Raw genomic sequence first — 18,166 nt, forward strand, 5'->3', positions numbered from 1 at the left:
CATGGCCGTCACCGAGGAATCGCTGGCAAAAGACATTGCTGCGCGGTTTGAGGGGACGGCCACCGCAACCGCCCCGGCAGTTTCTGCCGGGGATTGGTCCGACAATGCGGCGTTCGAGTTTGATTCCGCTTTTCAGACCAAAATTGCGGCATTGGCCGTCAAAGACCCCATCTTCGTAGAGCGCACCGATGGACTGGTACGGCCCGAGTATTTTGAGAACGTAGCCGAGGCTGCTTTGGTCAGCATCGCGCTTAGATACTATGGCAGATATCGGCGTCTGCCTGACACCGTGACGCTGATGCAGTTGGTCAAGGACGATCTCCGGGCAAAAGTAATTCGTCCGGAGCTGTTGGGTGAGGTCAAGACAGCCCTCAAGCGTGTACTCACGACCAACATTGATGACCGGGATTATGTGGTGGACCAAGTGGCCACCTTCGCTCGGCATCAGGCGATTTCAGGCGCGATATTGACTTCGGTTGACCTGCTTGGCCGGGGCGATCATGCGCGGATTCTGGAGTTGGTCAGAAAAGCAACGGAAGTGGGCGCAGCCGACTTTGCGGGCCAGTATGACTATGCCGAAAGGATTGACCAGCGGGCCGAATTGCGTCGGGCCGAGGCTGCGGGTGAGATCGCACCGCGAGGCATCTCCACCGGCGTTCGTGCCCTGGACAAGCTGCTCAAGCACAAAGGCTGGGGCAGGCGTGAACTGTCTTTGCTCATGGGCGGGCCGAAAGTGGGCAAATCGACCGGCCTTGCGATGTTTGCCAAGAACGCATGGCTGCAGGGGTGCAATGTTCTGTTTGTGACCCTTGAGGTGTCCAACGAGATTCTGAGCGACCGTCTGGACGCCTGTATTGCCGAAGTGCCCATGAGTGAGTTGAGCGACAGGATCATTGAGGTTCAGGAGCGAATCAAGTTGGCCGCAGCCAGCGCAGGCAAGCTCATGCTGCATGAGTACCCAACCGGCACATTCACGTCGGCCATGCTCAAGCGGCTGATTGCCCGTTACAAGGCGCAGGGTATCCGGTTCGACATGGTGGTGGTTGACTATGCGGACATCATGGCTCCGAACCGTGCCACCGATGATCCCAGGGAGAACTCCAAGAGCATCTATGTGGATCTGCGGGCCATTGCCCAAGAGGAAGACCTGGCCATGCTGTCCGCCACGCAGACGAACCGCGAAGGTGCCAAGTCCATCGTGGCAGGCATGACCCACGTTGCCGAGGACTTCAACAAGATCCGCATTGCGGACATTGTGATTTCCATCAACAAGACCGAAGAGGAAGAAAAGCGAGGCGAAGCCAGATTGTTCTTCGCAGCATCCCGTAACCAGAAGGGCGGCATGACCTTGAGGATTCAGCAAGACCTTGAATCCATGATTTTCGTGAAGCGTGTAACGGGGATTGAATGAGGCGCACAAACCTCCAAGAAGTTCTTGAAGCGATAGATCCGGAGAGCTATTTGGATCATCAGGGCATCACCTATAGGAGAACGACAGGCACTCGCGGTCCACAGCTCAACGTAAGGACGTGTCCGGCGTGTGGAACGAGCAAGTGGAAAGTGTTTTTGAACGCGGAGACTGGCCTTGGCAACTGCTTTTCCGGCGGTTGCGAGGCCAAGTTCAATTTGTTCACCTTCATCCGGGCGCATGTGGGCGGCAACAATGGCGACACGATCAATCATATCGAGGCCGTGGCCAAAGAGCTGGGATGGCGTCCGCGTAAGCGCGTGGAGCTGGCGGTTGAGATGGATAAGGGCGACCTGAAGTTGCCCGACTCCATGCCTCTGCCGATCAATGGGCGCAACCTTCGATATCTGGAAGAGCGCCGGATCAGCCTGGATCTGGCCCGGCACTTCCATTTGCGCTACAGCCACGATGGCGGGTTCTTCTACAAAGACCCCAGCGGCAAGTGGCGCCGGCAGGATTATTCCAAGAGGATCATCATCCCGGTGTTCAACCTGGATGCCGAGCTGGTGTCGTTTCAGGGCCGAGACATCACCGGGGCCGCCACCAATAAGTATCTGTTTCCGCCTGGTTACGCTGCGGCCGGGCGCTACCTGTTTGACGCTCACAACGTCCGTGGAAGTAAGTCAGTCGTTATTGGGGAAGGGGTGTTTGACGTGATGGCCATCCGCAGCGCACTGGATGAAGAGTGTAGCTTGCGGGAGGTCGGCGCCATCGGCACGTTCGGCAAGCATCTGTCCGACGAGCAACTGATGATGCTCCTGACGCTCAAGGAGCGCGGCCTGGAAGAAGTGGTGTTCATGTGGGACGGCGAACCCAGGGCGATTCAGGATGCGTGTGAGACAGCCCAGCGAGTATCCAAGTTGGGATTGAGGTGTCGCATCGCCATCCTTCCGCCGGGCAAAGATCCCAACGAGGTGGCGCCCTCCGTTGTGCGGGAAGCCTACTGGACGGCAAAGGTGGCGACGCTGGAGACGTTGGTGAAACTGAAGATGACTTTTGCCTTGAAAGCGGCGCAGGGAAGTCTGTAAATCCCTGCAATCAAGCAGTATCTTTGAATCATTCAGAAAGTAAAGCGAGGGAAATATGAGATACGTTTTTTATGAAGCCTCTTATTGGGTGCATCGTGGATACACCAAAGACTACGCTATTGTGAGGCTTCACTCCAATACGTCCTCAGATGTGATTTTTAGAGCCTGGGGCAAAGTTGATCAAACTGGGCAAGTGAAAATTGACGTTTCGACCAACGCAAGTTTTCTGGTGGATAAGTTTGAGAAAGAGAGAGCCGCAAAGGGTTATTTTAGAGTGGTTCAAGTCAGAACTAAATGTTCTGGTGATTTTATGGCAAGCATTGCCAAGCATTTTGATCCTGCTTACGCCGAAAGGTCAAAAGTAAGGTTTGAGAGTTTGGTGGGAAGTAAAGAATTTTCTAATCATTTTAGCCGCATAATGGATGCTTCGAGAGGCAATTCCGAGCCTGAACAGGTATTCGTCGCCAAAAGCGTCATCGCGGTTTCTTCCATTGATAATAAGGAGTGGGGAGCATGGTAAACGAGACTCAGGAAAACGCCGTCTCTGTTGATCAGTCCGTGGGCAATGGCAACGTCCACATTCACTGGTGTGACGCGCTCAATCAGCGCCGGTTCTACGGCTCCTGTCTGGTGACGCTTGAAGCCTGGAAGAAGGGAGAGGTCAGCACCGACGCGGAAAAGGATGTGCGCTGCGACTGCGCCGGCGCCATGAACCGCAATAACTGCAGCGCCATGAAGTTGCGCCAGGAAGAGTTGACCGCCGGCAAGGCCATTTACTTCAAGCCTCTGAAGCGGCTTGAAGGGATGCCTGCGCTGTCCATGACCGTGGACAGGACCAGCCCCGGATTCATCCGTGGTTGGAATGCTGCTGGCAGCGACAAGTCGTTGAATCTGACCGTGCCGGGTCAAAAGACAAACAGTGACGAGGTGTTCGCCAGAAAACCCGTGCCACGTCCGGAACCGAAGGTGCCGACCGATGATGGCTATGCTGGCCTGATTAACACAATGATGAAAGAGGCCGAAGGGGGTCCAGCAACGCCCGTCGAACTCAAGGTCGAGGAAAAGCCGCCGGTTCAGGTTGCGGCTGCGCTCAAGCCACAAACTGAAAAATCAGTAAGTGGTGACTCATTCAAGAAACCCGAAAGTATGCTTGAAAAGGCAAGAAGAATGGCTGCAGAAAGGAGATTGGCAAATGGACAGTAAATATGTCATGAGGCAACTCAGAACCCTTGAGGGTCTGAGTGGTAAGGCCAAAATGGCTCATCTGAAGACTTGCCTTGAGGATGCAAACTTCAGGCTTGTCATGCTCTATGCCCTGAATCCGTTTTGGACCTATGGCGTGGGCAAGGTAAAAGTTTTCGAGGCATTGTTCTCAAGATCGGAGCCGGTACATGGTCAGCCTGGGGGCAATGTGACCTTTGATCTGACGAACAAGGATGACGGCATTCTTGGTCTTCTTGAAGGACTTAAAGAGAGAAGGATCAATGATGCAGTTATGGTTATTGGGTTTCACGCAAACCTTCTTGACCCCGAATCGGCAGAACTGCTGAGAAGGATCTTGCTCAAGGATCTGAGGTGTGGCGTTACCGAGGTATCCGTCAACAAGCTGATGAAGGATTTGATCCCAGTTTTTAATTGCATGTTGGCGCACCCATTTGAGGTCAAGCGGGTCAAGACCTGGCCAATGATGGTGGAGGAAAAACTGGATGGAATGAGAGTTCTCGGTATTGTAAAGGGCGATGATGTCGAGTTCGTATCCAGAACTGGGAAGCTTCAAACTTCTTTGGACCACCTCAAAGAGCCTTTGCTGGAATTGATTGCCAAGAAGATCGTTGCTCACTTCTCAAACGAGAGAGACAGGCACATTTATGAGGAAGGGATCGTGTTTGACGGGGAGGTTGTTGCGGCCTCTTTCAACGAAACCGTTTCTCAGGTCAGAAAGAAAGAGAAAAAGGCGGAGGATGCGGTATTCACCGTTTTTGACATCGTGCCTTACCGCTTTTTTATCGAAGAGAAGTTTCCTCTAAAGTTCAGATTCAGGCGACAACTGGTTACGAAATTTATCCCAAGAGAAGGCGCGATTCGGCATTCCACATGCTACCTCGTCAACTCCGAAGAGGAAATCATGGCCATCTACGGTTCGGTTCGATCTCGGAATGGCGAGGGTGTCATTGTGAAAAATCCTGACGCCCCTTACGTCTGCAAACGCTCTCATGATTGGGGCAAAATCAAGGCTGAGGAAACGGTCGATTTGCGCGTGGTTGGTTACTATCGTGGCGAAGGCAAATACAGCGAAGTGCTAGGTGGTTTGGTTGTAAAAAGGTACAACCGGGAAGATATCTGTATCGGCGGTGGATTCTCCGATGACCAGCGCCATAAAATTTGGAAAAAGCTGCATGACTCCCCTGATGAAATTATTGGCAGCATCATCGAAATCAACTATCACGAGGTCACGTCGGACGGCTCCTTGAGGCATCCGCGATTCAAGAAGTTCAGGCACGACAAGACCGTGGCAGACGACGAATTGGAGGTCGCAGCGTGAGTGATGTTCGGATTGGAATTTTGCTGAACCAGGGCGAAGCGGTGGGACTGGTTCGACTGCTTCATGCTCAGGTTGGCGAAATGCAGGCCAAGGCCAGAGCGACCGGCAAAGTGGACAACCCGGCTCTTCTGGATCAGCAACTTGGATTGCGCAATCGTCTGTTGGCGATGCTGGGGCAGGAAGTCCCGGCAAGCCCCGTGGAGGAAACCATCGTTGAGTAACCTATTACTGACCATCACCGGACCCACGGCCTCCGGCAAGACGACTCTTCAGCGCATCCTTTGCGAGCTGGGTTTTGAGCGTCTGATCACCTGCACGACCAGAAGCCCAAGGCCGGGCGAAGTGCCTGGGCGTGAGTATTTCTTCGTGGATCGCCAGCTCTTCTTGGAAATGATCGCCGCCGGGGAAATGGCCGAATATGTGGAGCGGGGCGGCGAGCTGTATGGATTGCCCGTCTCGCAGCTTCTGAGAGCGAGCCAGAGCGACGCCCCGTGTGTCGTTGTCGTTGACCCGCGTGGCGCTTTGAAAGTCGCTCAGAAAGCCCGAGAGCGGCCCCTGTCGGTGTTCGCGTTGTTCATGTCCGGATCAAAGCGGTTTCTTCTGGAGCGTTACCTGAAGCGGGAGCTGGGGACTGGTTCGCCTGATCTGTCTGAAATGGCCGAGAGAATCGTCTGCCTGCTTGATGAGGAAATGTCCTGGGAGAGCGCGATGGACTGGTCGGCAATGGCGTCGGACTTTGGCCCGGAAAACCAGGTTGAGGTGGTTCATTTTCTGGTCGATTACGCCTGCCGGCGCATGGGGCGCAAGGACTGGCTGAAGACTCAGGAGGCTGCGGCGTGATTCAGGTGGGTGACGAGTTCCCAACCGCTTGGTGGAAACATGCCGATGGAAGCCCGGTGAGGGTACTGGCGATCTTCCCGTATCAACCAAGAAGGGCGCTGAACCCCTTTAACTGCGTCCTCAGATTGTCGGCAGATACCCAACGCGGATGGTTGGAGATTCCGTATCACGATCCGGATCGTCCGGAGGCGAAAACGGGCACCTGAAGGCGGTATTTTTGGGGTGCTTTCCGGGTTTAGGGAAGCACCTCATTTGCAGAAAATTTGCAGAACTTTTGCCAACGAAAAAGACCCCTACGATTGAGGGGTCTTTTTTGGCTTTAAATTCAAGCAGTTATGGTAGGCGCGATTGGACTCGAACCAACGACCCCCACCATGTCAAGGTGGTGCTCTAACCAGCTGAGCTACGCGCCTGTCGTTGTTGAAGGGCGCATTATACAGCCTGTCTTTGGTGTGTCAAACACTTTGTAAACATGGCGGTCCGGCAGATCCGTCACCGTTCCGTTTATAATCTCCCCATGCGCCGACTCTTCCTGTCCCTGTTGCTTTCATTGTCCCTCCTGGCCATCCTGCTGACCGCTTCGGTCTGGGTAGTGGCGCAGGTTCCGCTACCGCCCTTGCAGGCATTTGCCGATCGACATCTTCCCGTCCCGGAGCCCTTGGCCAGGTTGGACATTGAGGGTTCCCTGGGCTCCGGCCAAGTGAGACAGGTGGTTCTTCCCGGGACGGCGGGCGCGGATCTGGGGGCTGTGGACCTGTCCTGGAAGTTGAGACCCATGCAGGCCGTCACCGGACGTATCGCTGCCGACGTGGAAGCACATTTCGACGGCGGCCGGTTTGAGGGTGTGGCCAGTCGAAGTCTGACAGGCTGGCGTATCACCGAGGGTCAGGCTCAGTTACCTGCCGCACGCCTGGGACGGATATTGGAGGGAGCGGGGCTGCAGGGCGTTGGCCTGGACGGCACTGTTCGGCTGGACCTGCGACGGCTGGACATGACCGATGACGGCCGGCTCCAATCGGCCAGCGGGCAACTGGAATGGCACCATGCCGCCATTCTCGCTGATCGTCCCGTCCCGTTGGGACAGTTATCGGGCCGGTTTCATACCGAAGGCGATCAATTTCAGGGCACGTTGAGGGATCAGGGGGGGCCTTTGGCGCTGCAGGGGAGAGCGACCGGAGATCTTCGCCGGGGCGGGGTGCAATTCGAGGCCGTCGCCACGCCCCGCGACAGGAATGATTCGGCCCTGATCGGCCTGCTGGCCGAGGTGGGTGAAGCGCAGGGTGATGGGTTCATGATCCGGTTTCAGAGTCCGTGATTTCCGGTCCGCCAACGGGGTGGCGGACGGTGGGCTATATCAATAGGAAGAACCCAGCCACTTTTTCAGGATCCCCGGCCCATGTCGCTCTTCTTCGTCTCCCATGAAACCTGTCGGCTGCATCGGGCACCTTCATCCCATCCTGAATGTCCCGAGCGTCTGCAGGCCATCGAGCAGGCCCTGGACGCTTCCCCCTTGGGGCGGCGGGTGATCCGCCTTGAGGCTCGCCCCGTCACCCGTGACCAGCTGGAACGGGTTCATGCACCGGAGTACCTGGATCTGGTGGAGGCCTCCGTGCCGCCACCGGGACAATGGGACATGCTCGATACCGGCGATACCTATCTGTGTGAACACAGCCTCGAGGCGGCCCGGCTGGCGGCGGGTGCGGTGGTGACGGCGGTGGACCGGGTGATGGAAACCCCCGGCAGCACGGCCTTTTGCAGCGTGCGGCCGCCGGGACACCACGCCGGGCGGCGGTTCGGGATGGGATTCTGCCTGTTCAACAATGTTGCCGTGGGGGCGGCCCATGCCATGGCGATCCATGGCCTGACGCGGGTGGCCATCGTCGATTTCGATGTCCATCACGGCAACGGTACCGAAGACATCTTCCGTCATGAGCCGCGGGTGCTGTTGTGTTCCAGTTTTCAGCACCCCTTGTATCCCGGCACCGGCGCCGATACCCGCAGCGATCATATCCTCAATCTGCCCCTGCATGCCGGTACCGATGGTCCGGCCCTGCGCAGCGCCATGAAGGCGCGCTGGCTGCCGGTGCTGGAGGATTTTGCGCCACAACTGGTGATGGTCTCCGCCGGGTTCGACGCGCATGTGGATGATCCGCTGGCGAGTTTCCGGCTGGTGGAGGCGGATTATGCCGAGTTGACGGAGATGATCATGGATCTGGCCTGTCGATACAGCCGGGGCCGCGTGGTATCCGTGCTGGAGGGCGGTTATGACCTCCCGGCACTGGGGCGCAGCGTTCTGGCGCATCTTCAGGTGCTGGCCGATGCCGATGGTGAACTTGTTTGAGGCCGTCGGTCTGATTCGACGGGTGCAATACTCGGCAGGCTGAGCTAGTCTCGGCAGACAGGCATTTTCAATTCAAACCTGAGAGGAATCATGAGCGAACAAGCAAGAACCCAGTCAGTCCCCGGTGCCGACTATTCCAGCGAGGTCAGGAATGAAGCCCTGGTCCGTTGGGTTCAGGAGATGGCGGATCTGTGCAAACCGGACGCGGTCTACTGGTGCAACGGCTCTCAGGAGGAATACGACTTCTTTACCGGCCAGTTGGTGGATCAGGGGACCTTCATCCGGCTCAACCCGGAAAAACGCCCCAACAGCTTTGCCTGTTTTTCCGATCCCAGCGACGTGGCCCGGGTGGAGGATCGTACCTTCATCTGCAGCCTGCGCAAGGAAGACGCGGGCCCCACCAACAATTGGGAAGACCCCAAGACCATGAAGCAGACCCTCAACGGTCTGTTCGACGGCTGCATGCAGGGGCGTACCATGTATGTCATCCCCTTCAGCATGGGGCCGCTGGGTTCGCCCATCTCCCAGATCGGCGTGGAGCTGAGCGATTCTCCCTATGTGGTGGTCAACATGCGCATCATGACCCGCATGGGCCGCAAGGTCATCGATATCCTCGGCGAGGGGGATTTCGTCAAGTGTCTGCACTCGGTGGGCGCCCCCCTGGCTCCGGGTCAGCAGGATGCCAAATGGCCCTGCAATCCCGACACCAAGTACATCGTGCACTTCCCCGAAGAGCGCTCCATCATGTCCTACGGCAGCGGCTACGGCGGCAACGCCCTGCTGGGCAAGAAGTGCTTCGCCCTGCGCATTGCCTCGTCCATGGCCCGGCAGGAGGGGTGGCTGGCCGAGCACATGCTGATCCTGGGGGCGGAATCTCCCGAAGGGGAAAAGACCTATCTGGCGGCCGCCTTCCCCAGCGCCTGCGGCAAGACCAATTTCGCCATGATGATCCCGCCGGACTCTCTGGACGGCTGGAAGATCACCACGGTGGGTGACGACATCGCCTGGATCAAGCCCGACTCATCCGGACAGCTCCATGCCATCAACCCCGAGGCGGGCTATTTCGGGGTGGCGCCGGGCACCAACTACAAGACCAATCCCAATGCCATGGAAACGGTCAAGGCCAATGCCATCTTCACCAACGTGGGCGTGACGCCGGACGGGGATGTCTGGTGGGAGGGCATGAGCGATGAGCCGCCCAAGGGCACCATCACCTGGACCGGAGCGGTGTATGATCCGGCCTCCGGCAAGCCGGTGGCCCATCCCAATGCCCGGTTCACGGTGCCGGCCGGTCAGTGTCCGAGCATCGATCCCGAGTGGGAAAACCCCAGGGGGGTGCCGATCAGTGCCTTCATCTTCGGTGGCCGCAGAAGCACCACCATTCCCTTGGTGTACCAGTCCTTCAACTGGAGCTTCGGGGTCTACCTGGCGGCCACCATGGGGTCGGAGATGACCGCCGCGGCCTTCGGCAAGCTGGGTCAGGTGCGTCGGGATCCCTTCGCCATGCTGCCCTTTGCCGGCTATCACATGGGCGACTACTTCAATCACTGGCTGCAGTTCGGTCGTGATCTGCCGTCGCCGCCGCGTATCTTCGGGGTCAACTGGTTCCGCAAGGACGATCACGGCAACTTCGTCTGGCCCGGCTTCGGCGAGAACATGCGCGTGCTCAAGTGGATCATCGACCGTGTCAAGGGCAAGACTTCGGCGGTGGAGAGCCCTATCGGCTGGATGCCTCACTACAACGACATCGACTTCAAGGGCCTGGATTTCTCCATGAGGGATTTCGACAAGGTCATGGAAGTGGATCGCGAGGCCTGGAAAGAGGAACTGATGGCCCACGAGGAGCTGTTCTCCAAGCTCTATGACAAGTTGCCCAAGGAGTTCTTCTTCATGCGGGAGCTGTTGCTGTCGGGGCTGTGGCGGTCGCCGGAGCACTGGCATCTGGCCCCCGAACGGGAGAGCTGATCTTTATCCCCCCCACGGAGTGTTCCGTGGGGGGGCTGTCCCCAACCCCAGTGACTTTGGCCGTCCCCGTTGGGGTCAGGCCACCTTGGCTTTCTTGTCGGGATCCGTCACTTGTTTCGGGACGGCATGCAGTCCCGCCCGCGGGTTACGGATCAACTCCAGTAGCTGATGCCGCCGGTAGACCCCGGTTTTCTGGAAAATGCGATGCATGTACGTCTTGACCGACGATTCCGAGATGGACAGGGCATCGGCGACCTCCCGATAGGTCTTTTCGGTCAACACCTGGCGCAATACCTGCTGTTCCTGGTCCGACAGGATCTGGACGAGGGTGTCGGGTAACCGCGTCTCCGGCGTCTGTTCGGCAGGTTCATCGACTGCCTGGACTTCGGATTTTCTCCTGGGAAGATACAGGCTGAGCACGGCCATGTTCAGCAGAATCAGGCCGATAAAGGCAATGGTATCGGCCGCCCCTCCCAGAGCCATGCTCAGCAGATGTCCCACCAGGATCCCCCCGCAGAGTACCCCGACGCCGTAACCATAGGCACGGACCAGATCCGTCTGCTTCAGCACCAGGAACAGCAGCAGCAGATCAATGATGCCGGCCGCCACCATCATGAAGAACATGGCCCCGTGGATGCCCGCCCCACTGGGCAGCAGTGACCAGAGGGCAAACGCCGTCAGGGCTGAGACCACGCCGATCAGCATGGCGGTGGGTTGGGTGTATTTGACCAGCCAGAGACAGCCGATGGCCCCGGCGCCGTAGAAGATCACCTCCAGCCCGGGAGCGACGGCATGGGCCTCATAGGCCGGGATCAGACCGCCGTACATCAATCCCGAGACGATCTGGAACACGAAGATGAAGGGCAGGTAGCTCAGCAATCGCCCCAGTTTTGCGGTTTCCGGTTCCCGGCGGTGTTGTCCGGGTCCCAGCGGCGTGAGCAGGAACAGCAGCAGGACGCTGACGAAGGTGAGCTTGAGCTGGGGCGAGAGGGGGATCAGGACCACGATCAGGGACAGCAGATTGCCGGCGGCCAGGGCCAGCGCCGCAAAGACGATGGGACGTTCAGAGGCTTTGAGATATTGCCCCATGCGCAGGGAGACCGGCGCGGAGGCGATGCCCAGCAAGACCATGAGGGGAATGGACCATCCGCCGTTGAGTTCCAGGGCCAGCAAGCTCAAACCCACCGTCCCGATCAGGCTGATGCGTATCAGCTGCTGGAGTCGTTGCAACGGCATGCGGCCGGCAAGGCGGCCCAATCCGAGCAGGACGAGAATGTGGGGGGCCAGGAACCACGGCATCAACTGCTCGTGAGTCAGCAGGATTCCTGACATGGGGAACGTGGTCAGCCAGGCGATGAAGAAAGCGGCGATGCCGATCCTCACCATATGTTGGGGAGCAAGCGTCATTGACATCCCAAGTTGCTGATCTTGTGCGGGAGTCTACACCATGGTTTACATCGCTCCAATGGATGGTTGACAGGTTGACGACTTATTAAAAGGAGCGCTCCGGCGCAGAATGGGGCTGTCACCACAACAGCCTCCGGAGAGTCGCTGATGAATCCTGCGTCCATTGCCGACCGGCAAATCAGTCGCGCCACCCTCTGGCTTGGGCTGTTGCTGAGCGGCCCCGCCGTGGCCGATCTTTCGGCCCTGGAGGGGACTGCGGGCCATCCTTCGCCCACTTCCGCGCTCTGGGCGCTTGAAGGCACCGAGGGGCATGAGTCCGCCTCCGCCGGCAGCGTCCGGGAAGACGAGATACGCTGTTCCGGCGACGTCCCCTGTCTGGAGATCGCCACCGATCTGCCGCTCAGGGGATTGCCAAGGCCGTTCTCCCACATCTATCGGGAACCCCGGGCGGAAGAAGGCATGATCGCCATGGCCAATGTGCCGGCTTTTCGCCCCCTCTATGTGTTCGAACGCCGTGACCTGGACTTCACCCAGGGGGCGGATCCTCGGGGATGGTACCGGGTCGGCGCCGGTCGGACCCAGTCCGACGGCTGGATGCAGGCCAAGGATCTGCTGGAGTGGCGGCAGGCACTGCTGGTGTCCTATACCCACCCGGGGGATGCCATCGAAGGACGCAGCCCGGTGCTGATGTTCCGGGATCTCCAGGCCCTGGAAGCCGTGGTGGATGACATGGACATGGCGGGCCGGGCCAGGGCCATTTATCAGGGCATCGGCAAGGGCGAGGTGCCCGACTCCGTGATCAGCATGGAGCCGGCCCGTTTCGTTGACATCACCCGTCAGTTCTACATGTTGCCCATCATTGACTGGCGGGAGACCCGAATCCACGGCGACGATGCCCGCTTGCTGCAACTGGCGGCCGCGGTGCCGCGTCAGCGCGGTGCCGACACCCTGGAGGACGCGTCCTATCGGACCCAGTCCCAGGTGGGCAGAACCCAGGCCGGCAGCAGTGCCGGTGATCTGAACGTGGATGTGGTATTCGTGATCGACACCACCCGCAGCATGCAGCCCTTCATCGACATGACCCGCGAGGCGGTGATCCGCATGACCCGCCGCTTCACCGGCGAGACCGCCGACCGCTTCCGCTTCGGTCTGGTGACGTTCCGGGACTCCACCCAGGTGATTCCCGCCCTGGAATACGTGACCCGCAACCATACGCCGACCCTGGTGGACGGCAACACGCTGGTGGAACTGCTGGGCAATTCCGCCCGGGCCACGCAGGTGGGCAGTCTGGATTATGCCGAGGAGGTCTTTGCCGGCGTGGATGCGGCCTTGCGCAGCCAGTGGCGCGAGGGGGCCCTGCGTTTCATGATCATGATCGGGGATGCCAGTTCCCATCCCAAGGGGCATCCCCAGAACGTCACCGGCAAGGATGAAACGGACCTGCGCCGGGAACTGGATGATGCCCAGGTTCACCTGCTTGCCATTCATCTGCAGGACCCCCGGGCAGTGGAGGATCATCCCATTGCCCATGCCCAGTTCAGCCGGCTTTCCCGCGTTCGCGGCGATGAGTCCCGCTCCGCCCTGGAAGCGGTCAATGCCTTTGAGGAAGCCGAATATCAATCCCTGGCGGACCGGGTGACCGGTGGTATCAGCCAGCTGCTCACCACCACCATCGGTGCCGAATTGCCTGGTAGCGCCAACGCGCCGGTGTCGGTGCCGGAGTCGGTGGAAAGTCTCTGGAAGGCGGCCATGGTGGAATACATCGGGCGGGATGCCAATCCGCCCAAGGATGTGGTGGCCTGGTCGCTGGATCGTGACCTGGTGAATCCCGCCGACCGGGCCCTGGAGGTGCGCGTACTGGTGAACCGGGAGCAGCTCAGCTCCCTGGCCCAGTCCCTGGACATGGTGGTGCAGGCCCTGATGCGGGCCGAGGTGACCCAGGCCCAGTTCTTCGAGGCCCTGCAGGGCGTGGCCGGACAGACCATGAAGCGACCGGAGGAGATCGGTCGGGGCGCCCGTCTAGCGGAGACGGGTCTGCTGCCCGCCTTCATCCAGAGCCTGCCCTATCGCAGCGACATCCTGTCCCTGACCGATGAGATGTTTGCCAGCATGACCACGGAACAGCGCTCCCAGCTGGAGTGGAGCATCCTGGCCAAGCTGGAGCAGTACCGGGCCATCAACGAACAGGTGGATGCCTGGTTCCGTCTCAACGATGCCGATGAAGACAGGGACATGGTCTATCCGCTGCATCTTGATTATTTGCCCTGAGCGAATGGTGAGGATGCAAGGCATGTCCACGGCCATGGTCAGCCTGGAAGGGGTCGTCAAGCACCGGGAGCAGGGGGGGAGTCGTTTTGAGCTGGAGGTTCCGGCCTTCTCGGTGACTGCCGGAGAAATGGTGGCGGTGGTGGGTGCCAGCGGTTGCGGCAAGAGCACGCTGCTGGATCTGTTGGCGATGGTGATGGCGCCGACGGAGGCGGACCGGTTCCACTTCAAGCCTCGCCGGGATACCCCGTCCATCGACGTGCGGGTACTCTGGAACCGTTCCCGGGAGGCCGAACTGGCGGGGTTGCGGCGTGATTATCTGGGCTATGTGCTGCAGACCGGCGGGCTGCTGCCCTTTGTCAGCGTGCGTGACAACATCCGTTTGCCGGGGCGCATCCGGGGCGGTTCCGGGGCAGGGCAGGCGCAGCGCATTAGCGACCTCGCCCGGCGTCTGGGAGTGACGGTCTGCCTGGATCGCATGCCCCACGCCCTGTCGGTGGGGCAGCGTCAGCGGGTGGCCATTGCCAGGGCCCTGGCCCATTCCCCCCGTCTGGTGCTGGCCGATGAACCCACGGCGGCGGTGGACAAGACCCGCGCCCGGGACATCATGCAGGATTTTCATGCCCTGGCACGGGATGAAGACATGGCGGTGGTGATGGTCACCCATGACGTGGATCTGGTCAGTGACCATGCCGACCGTTTCTATACCTTCGACGTACAACAGATTACCGCGCAAAGGACTCGCTCCGTCTGTCGTCCGCTCCCTGCCGGACGGTAGCTGTCCATGCCACGGCCGAGCCCGTTTCGACTCATTCCCGCCCTGGCGGCCTCCCATCTGCGCCATGACTGGATTCTCACCCTGTGCCTGGTGGTGGCCCTGGCGGCGGTGATTGCCCCCCTGCTGGTGCTGATGGGACTCAAGCACGGCACCATCGAGACCCTGCGCGAGCGCCTGGTGGAGGACCCGGTATTCCGGGAGATCCGGCCCGCCCAGACCCGACAGTATGCCCCCGCCTGGTTCGACGAGGTGGCCCGGTGGCCCGGGGTGGCCTTTGTCACGCCGACCATCCTGCCCCTCTCCTCGGTGCTGCAGGTGGTGCATCCGGGGACCGGCAGGACGGAGCTTTTTGATCTGGTGCCCACGGCGGCGGGAGACCCGCTGCTGCTGGAAAACGGCGCCCGCATCCCCGGCGAGGACCAGCTGGTGCTCAGTCATGAGGCAGCGCGGCGCCTGGGAGTGGCCGCCGGTGATCGGCTCACGGTGCGGGTGACGCGGTCGCGGGCAGGGCGCACCGAGCAGGCCGAGGAAGTGCTGGAGATCGTCTCCGTATTGGCATCCCGGGCCGGACATCTGCCCCGGATCTACGCCCCCCTGTCGCTGGTACTGGATGTGGAAGCCTACAAGGAAGGCTACGGTGCGTCCCGCCGGGGGTGGCCTGGAGAGACGCCGGAGCCTCATTTGAGCTTTGATGGCGCCATCCTCCTGCTGGAGAGTCCGCTGGATCCCATTGCGCGCACCGGCCTGGTGATCAATACCGGCTTCGCCCGGATGCAGGAGGCATCTTCGGAACGCATCCGCGCCCTGCTGGGCTTCACCCCGCCGTCGCGCCTGCATGCCTATGAACTGCTGACACCGGGGACGGCCATCACCCTCTCCAATCTGCGCGCCATCGAACAGAAGCTCAGGGGTCAGGAACGCTGGCTGCTGCCCTATGTGACGCAGGTCAGGCTCCATGCCGGAACGGGACTGCCCGGGTCGCCGGCGGGGTTGTCTCTGACCCCGGAACAGGCGGCGTCTCTGGGGCTGGACCCCTTGCCCTGGGGCGGCTTCACCGGGACGGCCGCGGATGGAGATCGTCTGGCCTCGGTGCTGTTGCCGGGGAATGTCGAGGTCCCGGCATCCCGTCTGGTTCTCGGCAGCGATGGCGTGGCCCCCCTGGCCCTGGAACTATGGGTCCGGGGGCAGACCGACCTGGATCGACCCGTGGTGCCGGTGGAACTGTTGGGGGTGTTGCGCACAGCCACCCAGCGGGCCGTGATCCACGATCCGGAGGGGCGTCGTTTCGAGATGGCGCGGGGGGGGTATCGGGGATTTCGTCTCTATGCCCAGGGCATCGACGATGTCCCCGATCTGGCGCGCAGGCTGGAAGCCCAGGGCATCGAGTTCATCGCCGAGGTGGAAGCCATCGAACGCATCCGGATCCTGGATGCCGGACTGAGCCGTTTGTTCCAGCTGATCGCCCTGCTGGGGATCAGCGGTGGGACGGCGGTCCTGATCGCCAGTCTCTACGCTTCCGTGGAACGTCTGCGGCGGGATCTGGGCGTGTTGCGTCTGCTGGGGTTGGCGCGCCGGCATGTGTTTTTCTTCCCGGTGGCGGAAGGGGCCATGATCGCCGCCCTGGGGCTGCTGGCCGCCTTTGCCGGCTACGCCGCCCTGGCCATGACCATCAACCGTACCTTTGCCGGTGAGCTGGCGCCCGGTGAGCGCTTTTGCGCCCTGCCGCCGAGCCATGTCCTGACGGCCATCGTCGCCACCTTGTTGCTGGCGGTGCTGGCTTCCCTGGTGGCCGCCTGGCGCGCCACTCATATCGATCCCGCGGAGGCCATCCGTGAACAATGAACGGCGTACATCCATGCATCGTCGGTTCCGGCTTCTCTGGATGCTGCTGATCATGGTCCTGCCGGCCCCCTGGGCCGGTGCCGACGAGGGACTCACGCCCACCTTCTTCAACCCTCGTCCGGCGCCGGGCGACATCGTTCTGCCCATGCCCGACAACGCCGAGATGGTGTTCCGGGCGGTGCGGGTCCCGGGCAGCGGGTTCTGGGGCGATCAGGACCGCATCATCCAGATCGGGGATGCGGCCGGCGGGATCTTCGAGGGTTTGCAGCGCACTCAGATCAGCGGTTCGTTTCCCAGCGCGGACGGGCAGAGCTGGGACATCATCCTGGCCAAGTACGAACTGACCCGGGCCCAGTATGTGGCGGTGATGGGCATGGAATCCCTGCTGGCAGTCAGCGGCGACCCGGAGGATCAGAAATTACCGACCCTGCAGGGGCGGGCATTGCGAGATGCTCTGACCCTGCCGCTGACCTTCGTCAGCCATCAGGACATCCAGGCCTTCGTGCGTCGCTACAACCAGTGGCTGTTCGATCCGGCACACCCGGAACGCGTCAAGGCACTGCCCCGGGTGGATGGCGTGCCCGGCTTCCTGCGCTTGCCCACCGAGGATGAGTGGGAATATGTGGCCCGAGGGGGGCTGCCGGCCCTGCAGGCGGGTACCTTCAATGATCGTCTGCCCTTTGCCGAGCGGGAGATCAATGAATATGCCTGGCATCTGGGCAATGCCCGTCATCAGTTGCGGTCGGTCGGCCTGCGCCGGGCCGATGCCCTGGGGTTCCATGACTTGCTGGGTAATGCCCAGGAAATGACCGCCGGCCTGTTCCGGCCCGAGGTCTGGCAGGGCAAGCCGGGCGGGATCGCCGTCCGGGGCGGCAGTGTCTCCACGCCGCCGGCCGAGCTCAGAAGTGCCCTGCGGGCCGAGCTGGATGCCTATGCCTGGAATCCGGACCAGGGGCGCATGGAGGAACGCCGGTCCTTCAATACCGGCGTGCGTCTGGCCATCGGCGCCAACGTGGTGGTCAGTACCGCCCAGCGCCAGCGCATCGAGCAGGAATACGACCAGTACCGGGCGGAGTGGCGACGCACCATGCCTGTGGGGCGCACCCTGGACAACCTGGTGGCCCAGGCCTCGGTGCAACTGGGGACGGTGGAGCCCATCCTGGCCCGGCTGATGCAGGAGAATGCCGCGCTCAGGGAACCGCTGACGGCGGTGCAGGCCCACATGGACCGGGCCAGGGAGCGACTGGATATGGCCCAGCGGGAGAGTGCCCGCAGTCTGGCCCAGGATGCCGCCCGCAACGGGGTGAACCTGAGTGTCTACCTGTCCCGTCTCCAGCGTCTTGAAGGCAGTCTGGAAACCGCCCGCCGGCTGGCGGAACTGTCCACCCGCTACCAGGAGCAGGTGACGGCGGTGGAGGCCTCGATCAGGGATCTGGACGAGGCCGCCCGGGCGCAATTGCAGGGCTACCGGGACAAGGTTTCCACCCTGGGCGATTACGAGCCGGCCTACATTGAACAGGCCTTTGCCGCCCTGGCCGCCCGTGAGACACCCAGGCGCGAGCAGGTGGTGCTGGAACTGCTCAAGACCCATGCGGAGGACTTCAACGAGCAGCGGCGGGCCGACCTGGATCTCTGGCTGGAAGACTACCGGGCACGTTTCCGGGACTTCACCGACGGCTGATGCATCATT

At 60.8% G+C, this 18,166-nt stretch carries 15 protein-coding genes and 1 tRNA gene; 14 read left to right on the top strand and 2 right to left on the bottom strand.

Annotated elements, in window-relative coordinates; translation table 11 throughout:
- The first annotated feature begins 1 nt into the window (after position 1).
- The 7 genes from LQD11_RS07005 to LQD11_RS07035 all read left to right on the top strand — a co-directional run bounded on the left by LQD11_RS07005 (position 2) and on the right by LQD11_RS07035 (position 5,878).
- Positions 2–1,411 (top strand): DnaB-like helicase C-terminal domain-containing protein, encoded by a 1,410-nt coding sequence (locus LQD11_RS07005; protein ID WP_238616908.1) that lies wholly within the window; start codon positions 2–4, stop codon positions 1,409–1,411.
- Between the two features lie 155 nt (positions 1,412–1,566).
- Positions 1,567–2,496, top strand: a complete 930-nt coding sequence (locus LQD11_RS07010; protein WP_238616909.1) for a toprim domain-containing protein — start codon at positions 1,567–1,569, stop codon at positions 2,494–2,496.
- Positions 2,497–2,551: 55 nt separating this feature from the next.
- Complete coding sequence (locus LQD11_RS07015) at positions 2,552–3,016, top strand: hypothetical protein (RefSeq protein ID WP_238616910.1); 465 nt, start codon at positions 2,552–2,554, stop codon at positions 3,014–3,016.
- Complete coding sequence (locus LQD11_RS07020; RefSeq protein WP_238616911.1) at positions 3,010–3,699, top strand: hypothetical protein; 690 nt, start codon at positions 3,010–3,012, stop codon at positions 3,697–3,699. Before LQD11_RS07015 ends, LQD11_RS07020 begins: the two co-directional genes overlap by 7 nt.
- A complete protein-coding gene (locus tag LQD11_RS07025; protein WP_238616912.1) occupies positions 3,689–5,038 on the top strand; it encodes an ATP-dependent DNA ligase in 1,350 nt (449 codons plus the stop codon). The genes LQD11_RS07020 and LQD11_RS07025 overlap by 11 nt, the downstream gene beginning before the upstream one ends.
- Complete coding sequence (locus LQD11_RS07030; protein WP_238616913.1) at positions 5,035–5,259, top strand: hypothetical protein; 225 nt, start codon at positions 5,035–5,037, stop codon at positions 5,257–5,259. Before LQD11_RS07025 ends, LQD11_RS07030 begins: the two co-directional genes overlap by 4 nt.
- The gene (locus LQD11_RS07035; RefSeq protein ID WP_238616914.1) at positions 5,252–5,878 is read left to right on the top strand and encodes a guanylate kinase; all 627 of its coding nucleotides are present in this window, start codon (positions 5,252–5,254) and stop codon (positions 5,876–5,878) included. Before LQD11_RS07030 ends, LQD11_RS07035 begins: the two co-directional genes overlap by 8 nt.
- Positions 5,879–6,214: 336 nt before the next feature.
- Here LQD11_RS07035 and LQD11_RS07040 read toward each other — a convergent pair.
- Positions 6,215–6,291, bottom strand: a tRNA-Val gene (locus LQD11_RS07040).
- A gap of 104 nt (positions 6,292–6,395) precedes the next feature.
- Between LQD11_RS07040 and LQD11_RS07045 the strand changes: the two genes are divergently transcribed.
- The 3 genes from LQD11_RS07045 (at position 6,396) to LQD11_RS07055 (ending at position 10,184) form a co-directional block, all read left to right on the top strand.
- Complete coding sequence (locus LQD11_RS07045; RefSeq protein ID WP_238616915.1) at positions 6,396–7,193, top strand: type II secretion system protein N; 798 nt, start codon at positions 6,396–6,398, stop codon at positions 7,191–7,193.
- Between the two features lie 81 nt (positions 7,194–7,274).
- Positions 7,275–8,219 (top strand): histone deacetylase family protein, encoded by a 945-nt coding sequence (locus LQD11_RS07050; protein ID WP_238616916.1) that lies wholly within the window; start codon positions 7,275–7,277, stop codon positions 8,217–8,219.
- A 90-nt stretch (positions 8,220–8,309) separates the two neighbouring features.
- Positions 8,310–10,184, top strand: coding sequence for a phosphoenolpyruvate carboxykinase (GTP) (locus LQD11_RS07055; RefSeq protein ID WP_238616917.1), 1,875 nt, complete (start codon positions 8,310–8,312; stop codon positions 10,182–10,184).
- 75 nt (positions 10,185–10,259) lie between these two features.
- Here LQD11_RS07055 and LQD11_RS07060 read toward each other — a convergent pair whose 3' ends face one another.
- On the bottom strand, positions 10,260–11,591 hold the full coding sequence (locus tag LQD11_RS07060; RefSeq protein WP_238616918.1) for a helix-turn-helix transcriptional regulator: 1,332 nt from the start codon (positions 11,589–11,591) through the stop codon (positions 10,260–10,262).
- A gap of 147 nt (positions 11,592–11,738) precedes the next feature.
- On the opposite strand from LQD11_RS07060, the gene LQD11_RS07065 reads away from it, so the two are divergent.
- The 4 genes from LQD11_RS07065 to LQD11_RS07080 are packed head-to-tail and all read left to right on the top strand — an operon-like array spanning position 11,739 to position 18,157.
- Positions 11,739–13,859 carry a vWA domain-containing protein gene (locus tag LQD11_RS07065; protein WP_238616919.1) on the top strand — a complete coding sequence of 707 codons (2,121 nt, stop codon included), beginning with the start codon at positions 11,739–11,741 and terminating at the stop codon, positions 13,857–13,859.
- 22 nt (positions 13,860–13,881) lie between these two features.
- The gene (locus tag LQD11_RS07070; protein WP_238616920.1) at positions 13,882–14,634 is read left to right on the top strand and encodes an ABC transporter ATP-binding protein; all 753 of its coding nucleotides are present in this window, start codon (positions 13,882–13,884) and stop codon (positions 14,632–14,634) included.
- Positions 14,635–14,640: 6 nt separating this feature from the next.
- Positions 14,641–16,476: an FtsX-like permease family protein gene (locus LQD11_RS07075; protein ID WP_238616921.1), complete on the top strand. Its 1,836-nt coding sequence runs from the start codon at positions 14,641–14,643 to the stop codon at positions 16,474–16,476.
- Positions 16,466–18,157, top strand: a complete 1,692-nt coding sequence (locus tag LQD11_RS07080) for a formylglycine-generating enzyme family protein (protein ID WP_238616922.1) — start codon at positions 16,466–16,468, stop codon at positions 18,155–18,157. The genes LQD11_RS07075 and LQD11_RS07080 overlap by 11 nt, the downstream gene beginning before the upstream one ends.
- Positions 18,158–18,166 lie beyond the last annotated feature (9 nt).

Origin of the sequence: Ectothiorhodospira shaposhnikovii (assembly GCF_022227765.1) — a bacterium.
GTDB lineage: Bacteria > Pseudomonadota > Gammaproteobacteria > Ectothiorhodospirales > Ectothiorhodospiraceae > Ectothiorhodospira.